The organism is Streptomyces sp. NPDC004647 (genome assembly GCF_040609575.1).
In the GTDB taxonomy this organism is placed as follows: Bacteria; Actinomycetota; Actinomycetes; order Streptomycetales; family Streptomycetaceae; genus Streptomyces.
The window spans coordinates 77384-95940 of the sequence record NZ_JBEXKU010000018.1 but is presented as its reverse complement, the minus strand read 5'-3'; the positions used below and the strand labels follow the sequence as shown (position 1 = coordinate 95940).

The 18557-nt window shown below is 70.4% G+C and carries 12 protein-coding genes and 2 pseudogenes; 8 read left to right on the top strand and 6 right to left on the bottom strand.

Going from position 1 to position 18557, the window contains the following annotated elements; translation table 11 throughout:
* Positions 1 to 48: 48 nt before the first annotated feature.
* From ABZW18_RS10925 to uvrB, 4 genes are all read right to left on the bottom strand, one after another.
* Positions 49 to 1056 carry a TerC family protein gene (locus tag ABZW18_RS10925; RefSeq protein WP_356185152.1) on the bottom strand — a complete coding sequence of 336 codons (1008 nt, stop codon included), beginning with the start codon at positions 1054 to 1056 and terminating at the stop codon, positions 49 to 51.
* Between the two features lie 220 nt (positions 1057 to 1276).
* Positions 1277 to 3295, bottom strand: coding sequence for a TerD family protein (locus tag ABZW18_RS10920; RefSeq protein ID WP_356185150.1), 2019 nt, complete (start codon positions 3293 to 3295; stop codon positions 1277 to 1279).
* A 283-nt stretch (positions 3296 to 3578) separates the two neighbouring features.
* Positions 3579 to 4157 carry a TerD family protein gene (locus ABZW18_RS10915; protein ID WP_356185147.1) on the bottom strand — a complete coding sequence of 193 codons (579 nt, stop codon included), beginning with the start codon at positions 4155 to 4157 and terminating at the stop codon, positions 3579 to 3581.
* Positions 4158 to 4295: 138 nt separating this feature from the next.
* On the bottom strand, positions 4296 to 6404 hold the full coding sequence (gene uvrB, locus ABZW18_RS10910; protein WP_356185144.1) for an excinuclease ABC subunit UvrB: 2109 nt from the start codon (positions 6402 to 6404) through the stop codon (positions 4296 to 4298).
* A gap of 879 nt (positions 6405 to 7283) precedes the next feature.
* On the opposite strand from uvrB, the gene ABZW18_RS10905 reads away from it, so the two are divergent.
* Together ABZW18_RS10905 and ABZW18_RS10900 are read left to right on the top strand one after the other, a co-directional pair.
* On the top strand, positions 7284 to 8198 hold the full coding sequence (locus ABZW18_RS10905) for a glycerophosphodiester phosphodiesterase family protein (protein WP_356185142.1): 915 nt from the start codon (positions 7284 to 7286) through the stop codon (positions 8196 to 8198).
* 440 nt (positions 8199 to 8638) lie between these two features.
* Positions 8639 to 9172: a methylated-DNA--[protein]-cysteine S-methyltransferase gene (locus ABZW18_RS10900; RefSeq protein WP_356185139.1), complete on the top strand. Its 534-nt coding sequence runs from the start codon at positions 8639 to 8641 to the stop codon at positions 9170 to 9172.
* 131 nt (positions 9173 to 9303) lie between these two features.
* On the opposite strand, the gene ABZW18_RS10895 is transcribed toward ABZW18_RS10900, so the two are convergent.
* Positions 9304 to 9837, bottom strand: coding sequence for a hypothetical protein (locus ABZW18_RS10895; protein ID WP_356185136.1), 534 nt, complete (start codon positions 9835 to 9837; stop codon positions 9304 to 9306).
* A 382-nt stretch (positions 9838 to 10219) separates the two neighbouring features.
* On the opposite strand from ABZW18_RS10895, the gene ABZW18_RS10890 reads away from it, so the two are divergent.
* On the top strand, positions 10220 to 11143 hold the full coding sequence (locus ABZW18_RS10890) for a pseudouridine-5'-phosphate glycosidase (protein WP_356185133.1): 924 nt from the start codon (positions 10220 to 10222) through the stop codon (positions 11141 to 11143).
* Between the two features lie 232 nt (positions 11144 to 11375).
* A complete protein-coding gene (locus ABZW18_RS10885; RefSeq protein WP_356185130.1) occupies positions 11376 to 12275 on the top strand; it encodes a PfkB family carbohydrate kinase in 900 nt (299 codons plus the stop codon).
* A 36-nt stretch (positions 12276 to 12311) separates the two neighbouring features.
* Here ABZW18_RS10885 and ABZW18_RS10880 read toward each other — a convergent pair whose 3' ends face one another.
* Entirely contained in the window at positions 12312 to 12959 is a 648-nt protein-coding gene (locus ABZW18_RS10880; RefSeq protein ID WP_356185128.1) for a uridine kinase, read from the bottom strand.
* 617 nt (positions 12960 to 13576) lie between these two features.
* On the opposite strand from ABZW18_RS10880, the gene ABZW18_RS10875 reads away from it, so the two are divergent.
* The 4 genes and pseudogenes from ABZW18_RS10875 to ABZW18_RS10860 form a co-directional block, all read left to right on the top strand.
* Positions 13577 to 14812, top strand: coding sequence for a glycosyltransferase (locus tag ABZW18_RS10875; RefSeq protein ID WP_356185125.1), 1236 nt, complete (start codon positions 13577 to 13579; stop codon positions 14810 to 14812).
* Between the two features lie 190 nt (positions 14813 to 15002).
* Positions 15003 to 16683 (top strand): annotated as a pseudogene (gene helR / locus ABZW18_RS10870) (RNA polymerase recycling motor ATPase HelR).
* A gap of 326 nt (positions 16684 to 17009) precedes the next feature.
* On the top strand, positions 17010 to 18149 hold the full coding sequence (locus ABZW18_RS10865; RefSeq protein ID WP_356185122.1) for a peptidoglycan-binding protein: 1140 nt from the start codon (positions 17010 to 17012) through the stop codon (positions 18147 to 18149).
* A gap of 24 nt (positions 18150 to 18173) precedes the next feature.
* Positions 18174 to 18548, top strand: a pseudogene (locus ABZW18_RS10860) (transposase family protein); the annotation flags it as partial.
* Positions 18549 to 18557 lie beyond the last annotated feature (9 nt).

Genomic DNA, 18557 nt, shown 5'->3' with positions numbered 1-18557 from the left:
CGCGCACCATCCCGGCCTGGTCCGGCCAGGCCAGGCCAGGAGCGTAGGTCAGGTGTCGATGCGGTCCTTCTCGGCCCTGGCCCTGGCCTCGACCTCGACCGTCTCCGCGGCCGCCTGCTTCCTCGACGCGTTCAGGCTGGTGATCGTGGTGACGACGAGCACCGCGCAGATCACGCCGAGGGAGACCGGGATGCTGATCTCGGGGACGGACAGACCGGACTCGTGCAGCGCGTGCAGCACCAGCTTCACGCCGATGAAGCCGAGGATCACCGAGAGCCCGTACGACAGGTGGACCAGCTTCTTCAACAGTCCGCCGATCAGGAAGTACAGCTGCCGCAGACCCATCAGCGCGAAGGCGTTGGCGGTGAAGACGATGTACGGGTCCTGGGTGAGACCGAAGATCGCGGGAATGGAGTCCAGGGCGAAGAGGACGTCCGTGGTGCCGATCGCCAGCATGACGATCAGCATCGGGGTCATCAGACGCTTGCCGTTCTCGGCGATGAACAGCTTGGTGCCGTGGTACGTGTCGGTGGACGGGAAGCGCTTCTCCACCGCCTTCAGCAGGCGGTTCTCCTCGTACTCCTCGTCCTGCTCCTCACCTCGCGCGTCCTGGATGAGCTTCCAGGCGGTCCAGATGAGGAAGGCACCGAAGATGTAGAAGATCCAGGAGAAGTTCGCGATGATCGCGGCGCCCGCGACGATGAAGACCGTGCGCAGGACGAGGGCTATCAGTACGCCCACCATCAGCACCCGCTGCTGATATATCGGCGGGACAGCGAACTTGGCCATGATCAGGACGAAGACGAAGAGGTTGTCGACGCTCAGCGACTTCTCGGTGATGTAGCCCGCGAAGAACTCGCCCGCCGGCTCGCCGCCGCCGAACAGATACACACCGACACCGAAGAGCGCGGCGAGCACGACCCAGACAGCCGTCCAGAGACCGGCTTCCTTGATCGAGACCTCGTGAGGCTTTCGGCCGCCGATGAAGAAATCGACGGCGATGAGGGCGATGAGACCGGCAACGGTCATGAGCCACACGGTCAGGGAAACGTCCACGTGATCCTCCGGCATGTCTACGGCAACTGTCAGCGTCGTCGCTGCCGGAGGTCTCTTCCACCCGAGTTCGCGTGCCGCGCTACGGGCCGGCGCCCCGGGATCTCATCGATCCGTATTGACGGGTACGCCGCAGCAAGGAGTACTCCCCTCCGTACAAAGAACGGTACATGAAAAGCCAAAGGAAGGTAAAGGACAAGGTAGCTCGCGGCAAAAGCACTGGTCAGCGCTTCCACGACCGGCGGGCTTCGACGACCTGGCCGAGCACTTGGTGAAGCACCCGGCTCCCGGCGGGCGCGAGCGCCGGCTCGTACGTCCAGGCGTGCCCGACCCAGGGGTCCGCGAGGTGGTCGTCGGGGACCGGCGTGATGCGCAGCAGCGCGCGCCACAGCGGGTCGAGTACCGGCCCGTACTCCCGCGCGTCCTCCCGGTCGGCGACCATCATCAGATGCACGCCCACGGCCGGGCCCTCGTCGGCGAGGTAGCGCAGCCTGGTGACCGCGCGGTCGTCGAAGCCGTGCGGGAAGTCATTGACGATCAGCAGCTGTTCGGCGGTGTCCAGATCCGGCGGCAGCGAGTCGGACGCGCCGCCCCGTATCGCCATCTGCACCAGGTCCACGCGCTGTGTCAGCTTGGCCATCACCTCGGCCACCCCCGCTGCGCCCACCGCGGGCGGCCCGCCGATGGCGCCGGACTGGACCAGCGGGGCGAGCGAGGAAACGGCCGACCCGGCCGGGTCGATCACATGGACCGTGAACTCGCCCGCCGGATAGACGGCGAGCAGGCGGGCGGCATGGGCGACGGCGGTGTCCATGGCCAGCCGGCGCTTTTCCGCGGAGTCGGCAAGAGCGCCTCCGGCCGTGCCGGCGCGGCCGCTGTCGACCCACAGTCCACGCTCCAGCGGCAGCCGCATCAGCATGGGGATACGGAGCTCCGGCCGCTCCGGCAGATGCAGATCGCCGAGGCGCAGCGCCATCGGTATCTCCATCGGCACCCGGTAGCCCTGCCAGACCGGGCTGTCCCATCCGGCGAAGGCGGGCGGCAGCGCGGGCTCCACGACACCCGACTCGGCGGCGAGTTGGGCGAGGTCGCGGTCGAACGCGGTACGAGCCTGGTCGACGAGCCGGGTGTGCTTGGCGTGGGCCTCCGCGCGGGCGGCGTCGCCCGCGGTGCCGATACGGGAACGCGGGTCGGAGAGCACCCGGTCGAGCTCCTGCTCCATCCGGGAGTCGGCGAAGTCCACCGCGCTGCGGTAGGCGGCAGTTGTCCGGGCCAGGTCCTCGAACATGCCCCAGACCTGGTTGTAGAGGCGCTCGTCCATCGTCCAGCCGGAGGCGTCACCGGCCACGGGCTGCGTGGGCTGTCCCGGCTGGGCGGGCGGCGCGGCGGGAGGAGGGGTGGGGGGAGCCGTCGGTGTACGGCCCGGGTGCCGGTAGTCGACCGGACCGCCGCCGCTCACGCTCCCGGTCGCGGACGCAGGCGCGCTTCCGCTCCCGGTCGCGGACGCAGGCGGGTTCGCGCTCCCGGTCGCGGACGGCTGGGTCGGCACGACGGCCGGAGGGGTGGTGGGTGCGGGGCCGTGGCCGGACGGCCCCGGGGTGGCGTCGCCGGTGCCGCCGGTGCCCGCGGCAGCCGTACGGACTCGGCCCTCGTCGCCGGGTCGCGGCGGCGGAGGGGCGACGGAGCGGGCCATGCCCCGGGCGACAGCGTCGTTGATGCGGGCGGCGAGCTCGGTGGCCTGCGACAGCCCCTGGTCCTGGAGCATGGCCGCCAGTCCCCCGGCGTAGCCCTGGCCGACGGCACGTACCTTCCACACGTCCTGCCTGCGGTAGAGCTCCAGCGCGACCACGGCGGACTCGCGTTCCAGGTCCGTGATCGTGTAGCTGGCGACCTCGGTGCCGTCGAGACCGGTGACCGCGACGAACGGCGCGGCGACCGCCCCGAAGCGTACGGGCCCGCCGACGCCGGTCGGCAGCGCGAGGAGCACGCTCACCCGGTGAACGCTCTCCGGCAGGGCTTCGAGGTCCACGGCGAACCGGTGGTCCGCCGCTGCCAACTTGGAGACTTCGAGTCCGGGGAGGTTCGGCGAGCCCGGGTGGGCCACCCACTCGGCCCCCCGTACGGTGCCCTGCTCGTCGCCCAGGGTGGCTCCTGCCACGATCGGCTTTCCGGCCGACACCCGGATCTCCAAACGGGTCCGGGGCAGTGGGTGGTTCTGCCCACGCACCAGTTCGGCCGTCATCGTGCATCCCCTCGTCGTTTTCCTGCGTACGGTTGCGTGCCAGGCCGTCCGGAGCGTGCCGGGGCCGGCCGGGGTGTGCTGTTCACCCCGTTGTGCGTGGCGTGCGTTCACGTGCGGTGACGCGCTGTGCCATGTGGTGCAGTGTCGTGCGGTGCGGTGCGGTGCGGTGCAGTTGCGGTGTCGTGCGGGGTGCGGCGTCCTGCTATGCCGCACGGCTCCCGGGGCCGTGCCTCCGGGAGCCGTCAGTGCTGCTGCTTCGCCGGGCGCTCTGCCCGTCGGCCGGCTACAGATGCGGCAGAATCGCCGGCATCAGGTCCTGGAACGTGCGGCCGTTGGCGGGGTTGCCGACGGCGGTCATCTGCCAGCCGCTGCCCGCCCGGTGCACCTTCGCCATGATCTGAGCGGTGTACTGACCGCCGCCGGTGAGGGTGAAGCGCGCCAGTTCCTGGCCGTTGGTCTCGTCGACGATGCGGCAGAACGCGTTCTCCACCTCGGCGAAGGTCTGGCCGGTGAAGGAGTTCACGGTGAAGACGATCTGGTCGATGTGCACCGGAACCCGCTGGAGGTCGACGAGGATGGCCTCGTCGTCGCCGCCCTGCCCGGCGCCGCCCACCAGGTTGTCACCGGTGTGCCGGACGGAGCCGTCGTCGCTCACCAGATGGCGGAAGAACACCACGTCCACCGGCTGCTTGTCGGCGAAGAGCACGGCCGACGCGTCGAGGTCGATTTCCTTCGTACGCTTACCGAACAGTCCACGGCGAGGAGCCGCCTGCCAGCCCAGGCCCATCCGTACTGCGGTGAGGGTGCCCCCGTCGGACTTCTGCAGGCTGATGCCCTGCCCCTTGGACAAGTTGACGCTCACGCGCTGTCCCTTCTCTCCCGTGCCCCGTAACCGCCTGTCTGTGCGGTTGGACTGAAACCCTACGCAGTGCCCCTGTCCGTGCGGCATGCCACACCCCGATTTGTGGCGCTCTTGCAACACAGCAGGCGACGGCCCCTGTCAGGAGAGACCGGCTTCCCGCATCTGGCGCAGTTCCTTCTTCAGTTCGCCGACCTCATCCCGCAGCCGTGCGGCGATCTCGAACTGGAGCTCCGCGGCCGCGGCCCTCATACGCTCGGTCATCTCCTCGATCAGCGCGGCCAGTTCGGCGGCGGGCCGGTCCGTCAGCTCGCGGCCACCCTTGCCGGCGCCGGCCTTGCCGCTCAGCGCGGGAACGGGGGCCTTGCCTTCCTTGGCATTGCGGTATCCGGTGCCGAGGAGCTCCTCGGTGTCGACCTCCTCGCGGGCGATGGTGGCGACGATGTCGTTGATCTTCTTCCGCAGCGGCTGCGGGTCGAGGCCGCGCTCCTTGTTGTACGCGATCTGCTTCTCCCGGCGGCGGTTGGTCTCGTCGATGGCCTTCTCCATCGCCGGGGTCATCCTGTCCGCGTACATATGGACCTGGCCGGAGACGTTGCGCGCCGCGCGGCCGATGGTCTGGATCAGCGAGGTGCCGGAGCGCAGGAAGCCCTCCTTGTCGGCGTCGAGGATCGCGACCAGCGACACCTCCGGCAGGTCGAGGCCCTCCCTGAGGAGGTTGATGCCGACCAGTACGTCGTACTCACCGGCGCGCAGCTCACGCAGCAGCTCCACCCGGCGCAGCGTGTCGACGTCGCTGTGCAGATAGCGGACCTGGATGCCGAGTTCGAGGAAGTAGTCGGTCAGGTCCTCGGCCATCTTCTTGGTGAGGGTGGTGACCAGGACGCGCTCGTTCTTCTCCGTGCGCGTACGGATCTCGTGCACCAGGTCGTCGATCTGGCCCTGGGTGGACTTGACGACCACCTCGGGGTCGACGAGCCCGGTGGGCCGGATGATCTGCTCGACCTGGCCGTCGGAGCGGGAGAGCTCGTACTGCCCCGGGGTCGCGGAGAGGTAGACGGTCTGGCCCATCCGCTGCAGGAACTCCTCCCATTTCAGCGGCCGGTTGTCCATGGCGGACGGCAGCCGGAAGCCGTGCTCGACCAGAGTCCGTTTCCGGGAGGCGTCCCCCTCGTACATCGCGCCGATCTGCGGCACGGTGACATGCGACTCGTCGATGACCAGGAGGAAGTCCTCCGGGAAGTAGTCGATCAGCGTGTGCGGCGCGGTGCCGGTCTCACGGCCGTCGATGTGCTGCGAGTAGTTCTCGATCCCGGAGCAGCTCCCGATCTGCCGCATCATCTCGATGTCGTAGGTGGTGCGCATGCGCAGCCGCTGGGCCTCCAGCAGCTTGCCCTGCTTCTCCAGCCGGCCGAGCTGCTCCTCGAGCTCGTTCTCGATACGGGTGATGGCCTTCTCCATCCGCTCCGGACCGGCGACGTAGTGGCTGGCCGGGAAGACGTACAGCTCCCGGTCCTCGGTGATCACCTCGCCGGTGAGCGGGTGCAGGGTGGAGAGCGCCTCGATCTCGTCGCCGAACATCTCGATCCGGACGGCCAGCTCCTCGTAGACCGGGAAGATCTCGATGGTGTCGCCGCGGACCCGGAAGGTCCCGCGGGTGAAGGCCAGGTCGTTCCGCGTGTACTGGATCTCCACGAAGCGGCGGAGCAGCTGGTCGCGGTCGATCTCCTCGCCGACCTTCAGCGGCACCATCCGGTCGACGTACTCCTGCGGGGTGCCCAGGCCGTAGATGCAGGACACGGATGCGACCACGACCACGTCACGCCGCGTGAGCAGGGAATTCGTCGCCGAGTGGCGCAGCCGCTCGACCTCCTCGTTGATGGAGGAGTCCTTCTCGATGTAGGTGTCCGACTGCGGGACGTACGCCTCGGGCTGGTAGTAGTCGTAGTACGAGACGAAGTACTCGACGGCGTTGTTCGGCAGGAGCTCGCGGAATTCGTTGGCCAGCTGGGCCGCGAGGGTCTTGTTGGGCGCCATCACCAGGGTCGGCCGCTGGAGCTTCTCGATCATCCAGGCGGTGGTCGCCGACTTTCCGGTACCGGTGGCGCCGAGCAGCACGACATCCTTCTCCCCCGCCCGGATGCGCCGCTCCAGCTCGGCGATGGCCGTGGGCTGGTCGCCGCTGGGCTGGTAGGGGCTGACGACCTCGAAGGGCGCCACAGTACGTTCGATCTTGGATACGGGCCGCATGGATCCAACGGTACGACTCGGCTCTGACAACAGGCGCCGCGGCTGCTCCAGCGCCCCGCTGATCATGCTGGGAGCCCCCGGGAGGCGGCCAGGTTCTCAGTGGGGTGGTTCCGGGTGGGGCCGGGTGGGTTCCAGGTGGGTTCCGGGTGGGGCTGGGTGATCCCGAGTGGTCTCGGGTTCCGGGTGATCCCGGGGTGGTGGTCCCGGTGATGGCCCCTCCCTCCGTCGCCGTCGCCGGACGCCGGACGCCGGACGCCGGCCAGCGGCCGGGGAGCCTGCGCTGTCACGTCCCGGGCTCGGCCGAGGACAGGACCGCTTCGCCGGGCGACCGCTCCGGCCGACCGGCTGGCTGGGGAGTCGGCCGGTGAGCCGTCGGAGCGAGTCGTTCGGATCGGAGCGAGGCTGCCCTCGAACATGAGCTCCAAGGGCGCGGATCCCCCGGTCGTCGGAGACGGTGGGACACGAGTGGGAGGGCGTGGGACGCGGGCGGGAGGGCGGAGCCGACCCGGCGGGGCTCGGCCGGACGGGCTCGACCGGACGGACGGATGGGCTCGACCGACGGGACGGACGTGCGCGCAGTCGGTTCCGGCGGCGCGCAGCCGGCAGGGCACGGTTGGTCCGGCGGGCGCTGGAAGAAGTCCGGCGCGGTCGGTACGACGCGGTCGGCGAGTGCCCCCGGCCGGGGGGCCGTTACGCCCGGGACTCGCGTTTCATCAAGACGGGTTTCTCGCAGCGCGGCGGAGGTCGGCGTACCGCAATATGACAAGGCTGGGATCCCCCAGCGAGTTCCGTTCAACTTCTGTCCATCCCCCGCCTGTCGGATGTTGCCCCGCGGCTGGGACCCTCGGCCCGTCCGTGAACACAAAGCGAGGAGTCCACGTGCAAATACGCCCTCTCGCAGCCGCAGTTGGCACGCTTCTGGGGTTCTCCGCACTCAGCCTCCCCACGACGGCGGCGCATGCCGCCACCGATCCGCACCGGCCTGTGGTCGTCGCTCACCGCGGCGCGTCGGCGTACGCCCCCGAGAACACGCTCGCCGCCGTGGACAAGGCGGACGACCTCGGCATCACATGGGTCGAGAACGACGTCCAGCGCACCAAGGACGGTGAGTTGGTCATCATCCACGACACCAACCTCAAGCGGACCACGAACGTGGAGGAGATCTTCCCCGACCGCGCTCCCTGGAAGGTCGCCGACTTCACCCTGAAGGAGATCAAGCGGCTCGACGCAGGCAGCTGGTTCTCACCCGCCTACGCGGGTACGCGCGTTCCCACGCTCGAGAAGTACCTCGAACGGGTGAGTCACCACCATCAGAAATTGCTGATGGAGATCAAGGCGCCCGAGCTGTACCCGGGCATCGAGAAGCAGACACTGCGTGAGCTGCGCCGCGAGGGCTGGCTGGACCGCGACCATGTGGAGCACAAGCTGGTCATCCAGTCGTTCAGCGCGGACTCCGTCAAGGCGGTCCACAAGCTCAGGCCGGATGTGAAGACGGGCTTCCTGGGCACCCCCGCGGTGGCGGAGTTGCCGCAGTACGCGAAGTTCACGGACCAGATAAACCCGAGCTTCCGGACGGTGACACCTGAGTACGTAGCCGCCGTTCACAGTCTCCCGGGGGCGCACGGGCGGCCCCTCGAGGTATACACCTGGACCGTCGACGACGGCCCGACCGCGGCCCGGCTCAAGGGCTACGGGGTGGACGGCATCATCAGCAACAAACCCGACGTCGTCCGCGACGCGACGGCGGAGGACACCTCGTACTCCCTGCCTTTGGCGGGCGTCTTGGCGCCGTAGCCTCCTTCTCCCGGGAAGCCCCAGGCGCCGGTGTGGCCGCGTCCCCCGCCCGGGGGCGCGCCCACACTCATCGGTTGCGGGGCTCTCTCCTGGGACAGGGCACTGGGAAACGGGTCACGCACGCGTGCCTGCGGGACACGCGTGCTGTCGGGAGGGGAGACGGCGTTCATCCGCCCGGCAGCGCGGCCGCCTCCGCCCGTCCGCCGGGCGCCGGTGCCGCGCGTCCGCGGGGTCGCCGGTGCCGCGCGTCCGCCGGTGCACGGGTCCGCCGCTTCGCCGCTTCGCCGGTCCGCCGACCGCCCGGTGTCGAGGCGGTCGGTCGTGTTCGAGACAGTCCGAGCGGTCCCCAGGCCCGGTCCGCCGGCCCCGGTTCGCGGACCCTTCCGCCGGTCCTCCCGCTCCACGCGCGCGTGCGGACGGCGCCAGCTACGCTGCGTGAGATGAGCGCAGTGACCTGGACCGTGACCGGCACCCCCATCGGACCGCTGCTGCTCGCGGCGACCGACGAGGGCCTGGTCAACGTCGTCTTCCACGCCGATGAGAAGACTTCGCGCAGAGCGCTGGAGCGGCTGGCCGCCCAGCTCGGGAGCCGTCCCGTGGAGGCGGCGGAGACGCCCGTGCTCGCCGAGACGGTCCGAGAGCTGCGCGCCTACTTCGCCGGTACGCTCCGCGACTTCGACCTCGCGCTGGACTGGTCGCTCTCGGGCGGCTTCAACCGGCGGGTGCTGCGCGAGCTGGCGGCCGGCGTCCCGTACGGCACGGTCGTCGGCTACCAGGACCTGGCCGACCGGGTCGGCGACCCGGGGGCGGCACGGGCGGTGGGCGCGGCCATGGGCTCCAATCCGCTGCCGGTCGTCGTCCCCTGCCACCGGGTGGTGGAGAGCGACGGCGGGATCGGCGGCTTCGGGGGAGGCCGGGAGACGAAGCGCGCGCTGCTGGCGCTGGAGGGCGTACTTCCGCAGCCCTTGTTCTGACGCCGACTCCGACTCCGACGTCTCCCACGCCCATTCACTCTGACGCCCGCTCACTCCGACGCCCGACCGCTCGGACGCCGAGCTGCCCGCGGCAGGAGACGCGGGCAGCAGCCGGTACGAACGGGAGGCGGTCAGCAGCCGCCGCAGTTGTAGTACAGGACGTCCCAGTGGTTGCTCTCGCGGGCGTAGATGTTGCCCGAGCCGGACCGGTACTGCGGGGCGCCGTCGCCCGGGCGGGTGCCGATGTAAGTGAAGGTGTTCTGGACGTAGTTGGTCACGCAGCTCGTGGGGCTGAAGTCGAGCTTGTAGCCGTTCCAGTGGCTGTACGTACCGGACGCGTGGCCGGTCTCGGTCCCCCCGGTGATGGTGAGGGCGCAGCCGCTGGCGGACCTCAATGTTTCGGCGCCCTGGATGGTGGCGAGGTTGACCTGCTCGAATGACGTACAGGTCGGGTTGTTTCGGTCGCTGCACCCGCCGCTGGAGGTCCAGGAGATGCCTGCGGCGCTGAGCCGGGAAGTGGCCTGGGCGTGGGTGAGCTTGGTGACGGCGACGGCCTGCTCGCCACTGGGCCGGGCGGTGGCCGCGGAAGCGGCGGCGGGCGCGCTGAACAGGGTAGCGACGGCGAGGATCGCTCCGGACATGCCGAGAAGTGCGGATCTCTTCACGATGTTTCCTCTCTCGGTGCCGTGGGGTGCCGGCTTCCGGGCGGCGTGACGATAGTGGCAGCGTTGTCAGTACACCGACAGACTGCCGAATAACAGCCGCCCGACCGCCACATGGCCGCCGGGCGTCCGCCCCGAGCCGCCCCGAGCCGGCCCGAGCCGGCCCCGGCACTCCGAACCAGCCCGGACGTCCCGAACCCAGCCCGGGCTGCCCCCGAACCCAGCCCGGACAGCCCGGTAACCCAGCCCGGACAGCCCCCGGACCGAGCGCTGGGCAACGGTGGGCAGCCCTGCCGCCCGACGGGGGAGGTTTGCGGCCGGGCCCCGGATGCCAGGGATGGGAGAGCGTGGGAAAGGTGGCCTACGAGCCGGGAGGCGCAAGAAGATGCCGCAGCGCACACCGTGGATGGTGTTGTCCGACGAGGTTCAGGATGCGGTCGAACGGCACCGGCGGCCGGTCGTCGCGCTGGAGTCGACGATCATCGCGCACGGCCTGCCCCGCCCGCGCAATCTGCGGGTGGCGGAGGAGCTGGAGGGGATCGTACGGGCCGTCGGCGCCGTACCCGCGACCATCGCCGTACTCGACGGCAGGGCCCATATCGGCCTGGACAAGGCCCAGTTGGAGCGGATCGCGGCAGGCGAGGGGATCCGTAAGCTCGGGCACCGCGATCTGGCACCCGCGGCGGCGGTCGGCGCCAGCGGGGCGACAACCGTGTCCGGTACGGCTTTCCTGGCGGCGCGCGCCGGGGTCCGGGTCTTCGCCACGGGCGGGCTGGGCGGCGTACACCGCGAGTGGACGACGACGCAGGACGAGTCCGCCGACCTGCGGTTGCTGGCCCGCACCCGCGTCACGGTCGTCTGCGCGGGCGTGAAGTCGATCCTCGACGTCCCCGCGACGCTGCAACGCCTGGAGACGCTGGGCGTCGGAGTGCTCGGCTACGGTACGGACCACTTCCCCGGCTTCTACATCCGGGACTCGGGTGAGCCGGTCGACTGGACGGTGCACGCGCCGGAGGACGTGGCTGTGGCGATGCACGCCCAGGACGCCCTGGGCGGCCCGGAGTCGGCGCTGATCGTCGCGAACCCCGTCCCGGAGGCGGAACAGCTGAACCCGGACCTCCACGACCGGGTGCTGGCCGAGGCTTTGACGGCCTGTTCCCGCGAGGGTGTCACAGGGCAGGCCGTGACCCCGTTCCTCCTGGACCATCTAGTCCGCCACACGGAGGGCGCCTCGCTGGAGGCCAACCTGGCTGCCGTACGCGGCAATGTCGCTCTGGCCGCGCGGATCGCCACGGCCTGGTCCGCATGACTCGGCACGGCACGGTCCGCATGAATCACCGCGGCCTGGTCCGTACGACTCGCCGCGGCGCAGTCCGCATGAATCACCGCGGCACGGTCCGTACGACTCGCCGCGGCGCAGTCCGCATGAATCACCGCGCCGCGATCCGCATGACTGACCGCGGCACGGTCCGTAGAACTCGCCGCGGCACGGTCCGTACAACTCGCCGCGGCCCGGTCCGCTCGGCTCCCGGGTCCCCTCCATGACGCGCGAGGCTGCCGGCGGCCTGCTGGTGATCGGCGACGTGGTCACGGACATCGTCGCCCGGCACCGCACCCCACTGGCTCCGGCGACCGATACCGCGGCCCGCATCGCGACGCTCCCGGGCGGCGCGGGCGCCAACGTCGCCTGCTGGGCGGCTCACGCGGGGGCCGGCGACGTACACCTGCTGGCGAGCGTCGGACGGGATTCCGAGGCCTGGCACCGCGAGGCGCTCGTACGCTCCGGTGTACGCCCGCACCTGCGCATCGACCGCGAAGCACCCACGGCCGTGGTCATCTCCCTGGTGGACCGCGCCGCCGAACGCACCCTGATCACCGACAGCGGCGCAGCCCTCAGCCTCTCCCCCGCCGACTGGCAGGACGCCCGCCTGGACGGGATCGCCCATCTCCACCTCTCCGGCTACCTCTTCTTCGCCGAGACGAGCCGGCGGCTGGCGCGTGCGGCCATGACGGCGGCCCGTGAGCGCGGAGTCCCTGTCAGCGTGGACCCGGCGTCAACGGGCTTCATCGAACGCGTCGGAGTCGACCGCTTCCTGAGTTCCGTCGCCGGAGCGGACGTTCTCGTCCCCAACCGCACTGAGGCGCAGCTCCTGACGGGCCTCGCAGAACCAGCCGAAGCGGCGCGGAAGCTGAGCCAGGACTTCGCACTCGTCGTAGCAAAACTGGGCGCGGACGGAGCCTTGGTCGCCGCCGGAGGTGACCTTCTCGCACACGTCCCTGCCCCATCCACGGAGGCCCTCGACACCACAGGGGCGGGCGACGCCTTCATGGGCGCCTTCCTCACGGCCCGCCTGGCCGGGGCTCCCCCTGTTGCGGCTGCGGTGGAGGGCTGCCGCACGGGAGCGGAGGCTGTCACCGCGGTCGGCGGCCGACCCGCCTAACGGATACCGGGCGCAGGCGGCGGGCCCAGTCGTCATTCATGCCGGATGATCCAGACCGCTCCAGGCCGGGTGTCGTGGATCGTCCGCCCGTACGAGCACATCCGCCGCCTCCTCCGGACCCACTTCGTCCTCGTAGCGCGCGAACGCGGGCAGCGTCCATCGCTCACTGCCCTGCGTACGGCGTTCCAGCGCGCCCGGCGAGAGCCGCAGATGGACCGCCAGGTCAAAGGGAAACCACTGCCCCAGCAGCAGCGGACCGTGCAGCACCAGCACGCCGCCCTGCGGAAGTTGTACGTACGGGCTCCTGGTCGCCCGGTCGCGCTCCGGGTCCCACAGGTCGGGCAGCACCCGTCCGCTGCCACGGGCAGCGAGAGGGTCGAAGACTTCGCGCCACAGGGCGCTCACATCGAACCAGGAGTCGTAGTACGCATCGGGGTCCTGCCTGCCGTACTCGTACCGCAGCGATGCGGGCCGCAGGAAACCGCCGGTACCGACGACGAGCACCGACCGGCCGCGCGTGCGCAGTGCCTGGGCGACGAACTCCGCGAGCTCGCCGGTGCGCGCGGCGGGCGCGCCGTCGACGGCGACCTTGGGCCAGGGGCTGTCGTCGGCCGTCTTCAACAGGCCGACGCGCTCGGCGAGGGCGTCGGCCAGCCGTTCCCAGGTGATCGGTTCAAGCCGCACGCGACCATCATGCCCGGGCAGGGCCCGGGCGAGACCGTACATCGCCCCCGTGCCCGCTGCGGAGGGGCGGGTGGAACTGGAGAATGCACCAGCGCACCCGAGAGCGATTTGCCAGTCCTCCCGACGTTGGTAAGCAGCGTGGCTGAGTATCGCAAGTCGGAAGAGAGGCATCTTGCGGCAGCTCAGGGAACCGCTCCGGGCGCCACCTTCTGGTTCGATGGAGGGGAGTTCCTTGTTCCTCTTCACGCAGATCGCCGGGGGAATTCGAGGGCAGCAGGCCCGGATGCGGTTTCGTAGGGGCATCCACCGGACGGGCGGACAGCCTCGGACCGATCGCCGGCCGCTAGTGGCTCGTGAAGAGGGTGAAGAACTTCTCGTTCCGCGGCTGCATCCGTAGGCCCATGGGAGATCCTCCTGGACCGACGGTACCGCCGTACGCGGCGCGCCCGCCGCTTCCCGAGGAGGTTGTCCGTCCACAGCGGACGATAAAGGGCAAAGAGCGCACCCACTCCTTGCCACTCTCAACTTATAGCGCACCGGGGGGCTTGCGGCAAGGCCCGGGTCGTGCCGCAGAATCGCCGACCGAAGCCAGAATCTACGGAAATGAGAGTCACGAAGTGCGTGTGTTGTTGTCGACGTACGGGTCGCGCGGGGACGTCGAACCGATGGTGGGACTCGCGGTGCAGTTGCGGGCACTCGGCGCGGAGGTGCGGGTGTGCGCGCCGCAGGACGAGGAGTTCGCGGCGCGGCTGGCCGCTGTCGGCGTGGAGATGGTGCCGGTCGGCTCGCCGGTGCGCGCGATGGTGACCGCGCCGCCGCCGGCGGCGGGCCTGCCCCAGCGCGCGGCCGCGTTGGTCGCCGCGCAGTTCGACGCAGTCGCTGCCGTGGCCGAGGGGTGTGATGCGGTGGTGGCGACCGGCTTGATTCCGGCCGCGGCAGCCGCGCGGTCGGTGGCCGAGAAACTGGGCATCCCCTACGTGTTCGCGGCCTTCTTTCCGTCCTACCTGCCGTCGCCGCACCACCCGCCGCTCGCGTGGCCGGGCCGGCCGCTCCCACCGGACGTGACCGACAACCGGGAGCTGTGGGACCTGAACACCGAGAACATGAACGCGTTGTTCGGCGAGGCGATCAACACCCACCGGGCGTCGATCGGCCTGCCACCGGTGGACAACGTCCGCGACCACGTCTTCACCGACCAGCCGTGGCTGGCGGCGGACCCGACCCTGGGTCCGTGGCTGGAGCCGGCGGACCTCGACGTGGTGCGGACCGGCGCGTGGATCCGGCCGGACGAACGCCCGCTCCCGGCCGAGTTGGTGGCGTTCCTGGACGCCGGCACACCACCGGTGTACGTGGGCTTCGGCAGCATGCCCATGCGTGACTCGGAGGACGTCGCCCGGGTGGCCATCGGGGCGGTACGCGCGCAGGGCCGCCGCGCACTCGTCGGGCGCGGCTGGGCCGGCCTGGCCCTGATCGACGACCAGGACGACTGCTGCGCCGTCGGCGAGGTCAACCAGCAGGCACTGTTCCGTCGGGTGGCTGCCGTCGTGCACCACGGCGGCGCGGGTACGACGACGACGGCCGCCCGGGCCGGCGCGCCCCAGGTGGTGGTACCCCAGATGGCGGACCAGCCGTACTGGGCCGGCCGGGTGGCCGACCTGGGCATCGGCGCGGCACACGAGGGTCCGACTCCGACCTTCGAGTCCCTGTCGGCCGCGCTCGGGACGGCCCTGGCCCCCGAGACCCGCGCACGGGCGAGGGCCCTGGCCGGCACGATCCGCACCGACGGGGCGACGGTGGCCGCGAAGCTGCTGCTCGACGCGATCAGCCGGGAAAAACCGCCAGTGCCCGCGTGAACCACACGGGATCGTCGAGCCAGGACCCAGAACACGAGAACCTACAAACCCTGGCGACCTGAACCGACAACGGCCACGGGGTCCACGTCAGGCGGAGCGTTGCTCGTCATGGCCACCAGGTTCGTCACGCCGGTCCAGACGCCTTGCTGCGCGCAATGGTTGCAAGCGGCCTCATATCGGAGCTGATGACGTGAACCCTCTGACCACCAGCGCGTTCGACCTTCCCGACCGCCTCTCCCCCAAGGCCGACCCGACACTGATCGCCGGCGATGAGCAGCACTTCGCGGCCCTCGCGGAGTGCCTCGAGCAGTCGATGGCCGGCCTGTCCGACCGCCTCGATGCCGAGCGCAAGGCGCCCGGCGGCATAGGCCGGCAGGCGATGGACCGGGACATGGAGATCCACCGGCTGACCGCTCGTCTGCGCGCACTGCGTCGCTTCGGTTTGGACCTGTGCCTCGGACACATGGTCGGCGCAGACAACCCCGAGCCCGTGTACGTCGGACGACTTGGCCTTACGGACAGCGCGGGTCGTCGGCTGCTGCTCGACTGGCGCTCCCCCGCGGCTGAGCCATTCTTCGGAGCCACCCACGCCAACCCGATGGGTCTGGCAAGCCGCCGCAGGTATCGCTGGACCCGCGGCCGGATCAGCGACTACTGGGACGAGGTGTTCACCTCGGACGGCTTTGTCGGGCACGCCGCGCTCGACGACCAGTCCGCCTTCATCGCCAGCCTGGGCGGCAACCGGTCGGCACGGATGCGAGACGTGCTCGGCACCATCCAGGCCGACCAGGACGCCATCATCCGCGCGGGATCCCGCGGCGCTCTCGTCGTCGACGGCGGTCCGGGTACGGGGAAGACCGTCGTCGCTCTGCACCGCTCCGCCTACCTCCTCTACTCCGACCCTCGCCTCGGTCACCGCCGGGGCGGCGTGCTGTTCGTCGGTCCGCACCAGCCTTACCTGGGCTACGTCGCCGACGTCCTGCCCAGCCTCGGAGAGGAGGGCGTGCAGACCTGCACCCTGCGGGACCTCGTCGCCGAGGGAGGAGAAGCAGCGATCGAGACCGACCCGAACGTGGCTCTCCTGAAGTCGTCCGCGGACATGGTGAAGGCGGTCGAGACGGCCGTCAGGTTCTACGAGGAGCCTCCCACCGAGGGGATGACGGTCACGACCTCCTGGTCCGACATCCGGCTGAGCGCCGACGATTGGGCCGTGGCCTTCGAAGCAGCAGAACCAGGTACTCCGCACAACGAAGCGCGCGACCAGATCTGGGAGGAGCTGCTCACGATCCTGATGGACAAGCACGACGACGACGTCTCGCCTGACCTGCTCCGCAAGTCGCTGCTGCACAACAGGGAGCTGCTCAGGACCCTCAACCGCGCGTGGCCGCTGCTCGAAGCGGCTGACCTCGTCGGAGACCTGTGGTCGGTACCCGCCTACCTGCGGATGTGCGCTCCCTGGCTCAGCCCCGATGACGTGTCGAAGCTGCAGCGCGAGGACGCCCAAGCCTGGACGGTGTCCGACCTCCCGCTCCTGGACGCAGCACGGCAGCGGCTCGGCGACCCGGAGGCGTCAGTACGTAAGCGTCGGCACAATGCCTCTGTCGCCGCCGAACGCGAGCGCATGGCCGGCGTCATCGACGACCTGCTCGAGGCCGATGCCGACGGTGAAGGTGCGGTGACGATGCTGCGCGGACAGGACCTGCAGGACAGGCGTCCGGTCGCTGACCCCGGAGCTGTCGAAGGGGCTCGAGTTCGACCTGGTCGTCCTCATCGACCCAGAGGCGTTCGGCAAGGGCGTCGAAGGAGCGGTCGACCGCTATGTCGCGATGACCCGAGCGACCCAGCAACTCGTCATCCTCACGAGCTCCTGACGTCGGCCGGACGAACGCCCGCTCCCGGCCGAGTTGGTGGCGTGACTGGACGCCGGCGCACCGGTGTACGTGGGCTCCGGCAGCATGCCCGGCGGGCGGCAGCGGTTCCACGTAGGACCAGGTGAAGGTCCGGTCAGGACCGGCCAACTCCTCGCTGCAGCCGACGGGGTGTGGGCCGAGTCGCAGAAGGCGGTATGAGACAGGGCCGCACGGCGTGCGTATGGCCTCACAACGAAACTCGGGATGTCGTTGAGGAGGACTACGTGGGAGTCGACGACAGAGAACGTCAGAGCAGTCCCGGTTCAGGTCCTGATACCGGGCAGCCGGTGAAGGACTCCTTTCAGGCCGTGCTGGACGCCTTGGACGCCGCACGCGCCGACCTCTACGCGTTCGACGTGAAGCAGGGCTGGGCCGAGAGCCCGCCGCCGTCCTGGCGCCGCCGCAGCGAACCGAGTGGGGACAACGGCCTCACCCGCACCGCCTCGCCCCCGCTTCCGCCCCGGCGACCGCAGTTCGTGGGGGGCATGCCCGAGGACCTGGATCTCTCCCGTGCCGCGGAGGTGCGCGAGGAGCCGGGTAGTCGTCCGTACGCCGCTCCGCCGCATCCGGTGGTGCAGCCGCTGCGGGTGGGCGGTGTACGCCCGGTGGACCGCCTGGTGGACCGCCCGGTGGACGCTCCGCCCGCTGTGGCGGTGGAACCTTTGTGGGCTCGCGGCGCGCACCCGGAGAATGCTCCGCCCTCTGTGCTGGTGGAGCCGCCGTGGGTCGGTGGTGCGGGCGCGGCGGACGGCCCCCCGCCTGTGACAGCCGTGTACGCGCCTCCGCTGAAGGTGGGCGCCCGCCGCGCCGCCGACCCGTACCCGGCCAACGCAGAGTCGGGCGCTGCCCAGTTCCCGGGCCGGCGGCCTGAGGCGTCACAGCCGCCGGTGCCGGGCGCTGCCCAGTCCCCGGGCCGGCCACCGGAGGGGTCACCGCTGCCGGTTCGCGCGCACGCGGCAACCAAAGGGCGAGGGTGGCGGCGCCTCACCGCCAGGCGGGACGCACGTACCGCCGGGGTCTTCGGAGTGGGCGCCGTGAGCGGGCTGATCCTCGCCTCCTCTCTGCTGGTCGACGAGGATCCCGCACCGCCGCTCCCGGCCGTGCCCGCCGGACAGCCGGACAGACCGCTGCCCGACAACCCCTCTCCGTCACCTCCGGCGAACCCGGCGAACCCGGCGAACCCGGCGAACCCGCAACCGTACGGGGGTGTGCTGCGCCAGGGCGACAGCGGCCACGGCGTGTACGAGCTGCAGGTACGTCTGCTCCAGGTCCCGAACATCTACGACGACCGCGACATCGATGGCCGCTACGACACGAAGGTCAAAGCGGCCGTGGCCAGATTCCAGCAGTGGTACGGCATCAGCGGCGACGAGGCCGGCGTCTACGGTGACAGCACGCGCCGCGACCTGGAATCACGCACCAAGTGAGCTCCGAGAAGCGGCCACGGGACATGGAGCCTTGTCCTCACGGACCCGTTGGGACGGCTGCCGTGGGCCTCACCCGCACTGCCCGGCTCGGCCCACGACCTGACCACCGCACGTGAACACGGCATCATCGACGACGCCCTCGCGAAAGCGGGACTCAAGGGCCGGGCGGACAAGGCGTACCAAAACGCCGGCCGTCACGTCAGGGCCCCGTTCCGGGGGCGTCGCCTCAAGCAGTGGAAGCGACGGCACAACACCACCCACGCCAAGATCCGCTGCGTCGGAGAACAGGCCATGGCCACCCTGAAAGGCCGGCGCCGCCTGCGGAAGCTCCGCTGCAGCACCAACCGCATCACCGACATCGTGAAAGCTGTCCTCGTCCTTCACCACGCCTCAACGTGAGGTTGAAAA

Coding starts and splice junctions, on each gene's coding strand:
- ABZW18_RS10890 (WP_356185133.1), top strand. CDS start 10,220: ATGCCGCAGCGCACACCGTGGATGGTGTTGTCCGACGAGGTTCAGGAT.
- ABZW18_RS10885 (WP_356185130.1), top strand. CDS start 11,376: ATGACGCGCGAGGCTGCCGGCGGCCTGCTGGTGATCGGCGACGTGGTC.
- uvrB (WP_356185144.1), bottom strand. CDS start 6,404: ATGCGGCCCGTATCCAAGATCGAACGTACTGTGGCGCCCTTCGAGGTC.
- ABZW18_RS10920 (WP_356185150.1), bottom strand. CDS start 3,295: ATGACGGCCGAACTGGTGCGTGGGCAGAACCACCCACTGCCCCGGACC.
- ABZW18_RS10900 (WP_356185139.1), top strand. CDS start 8,639: ATGAGCGCAGTGACCTGGACCGTGACCGGCACCCCCATCGGACCGCTG.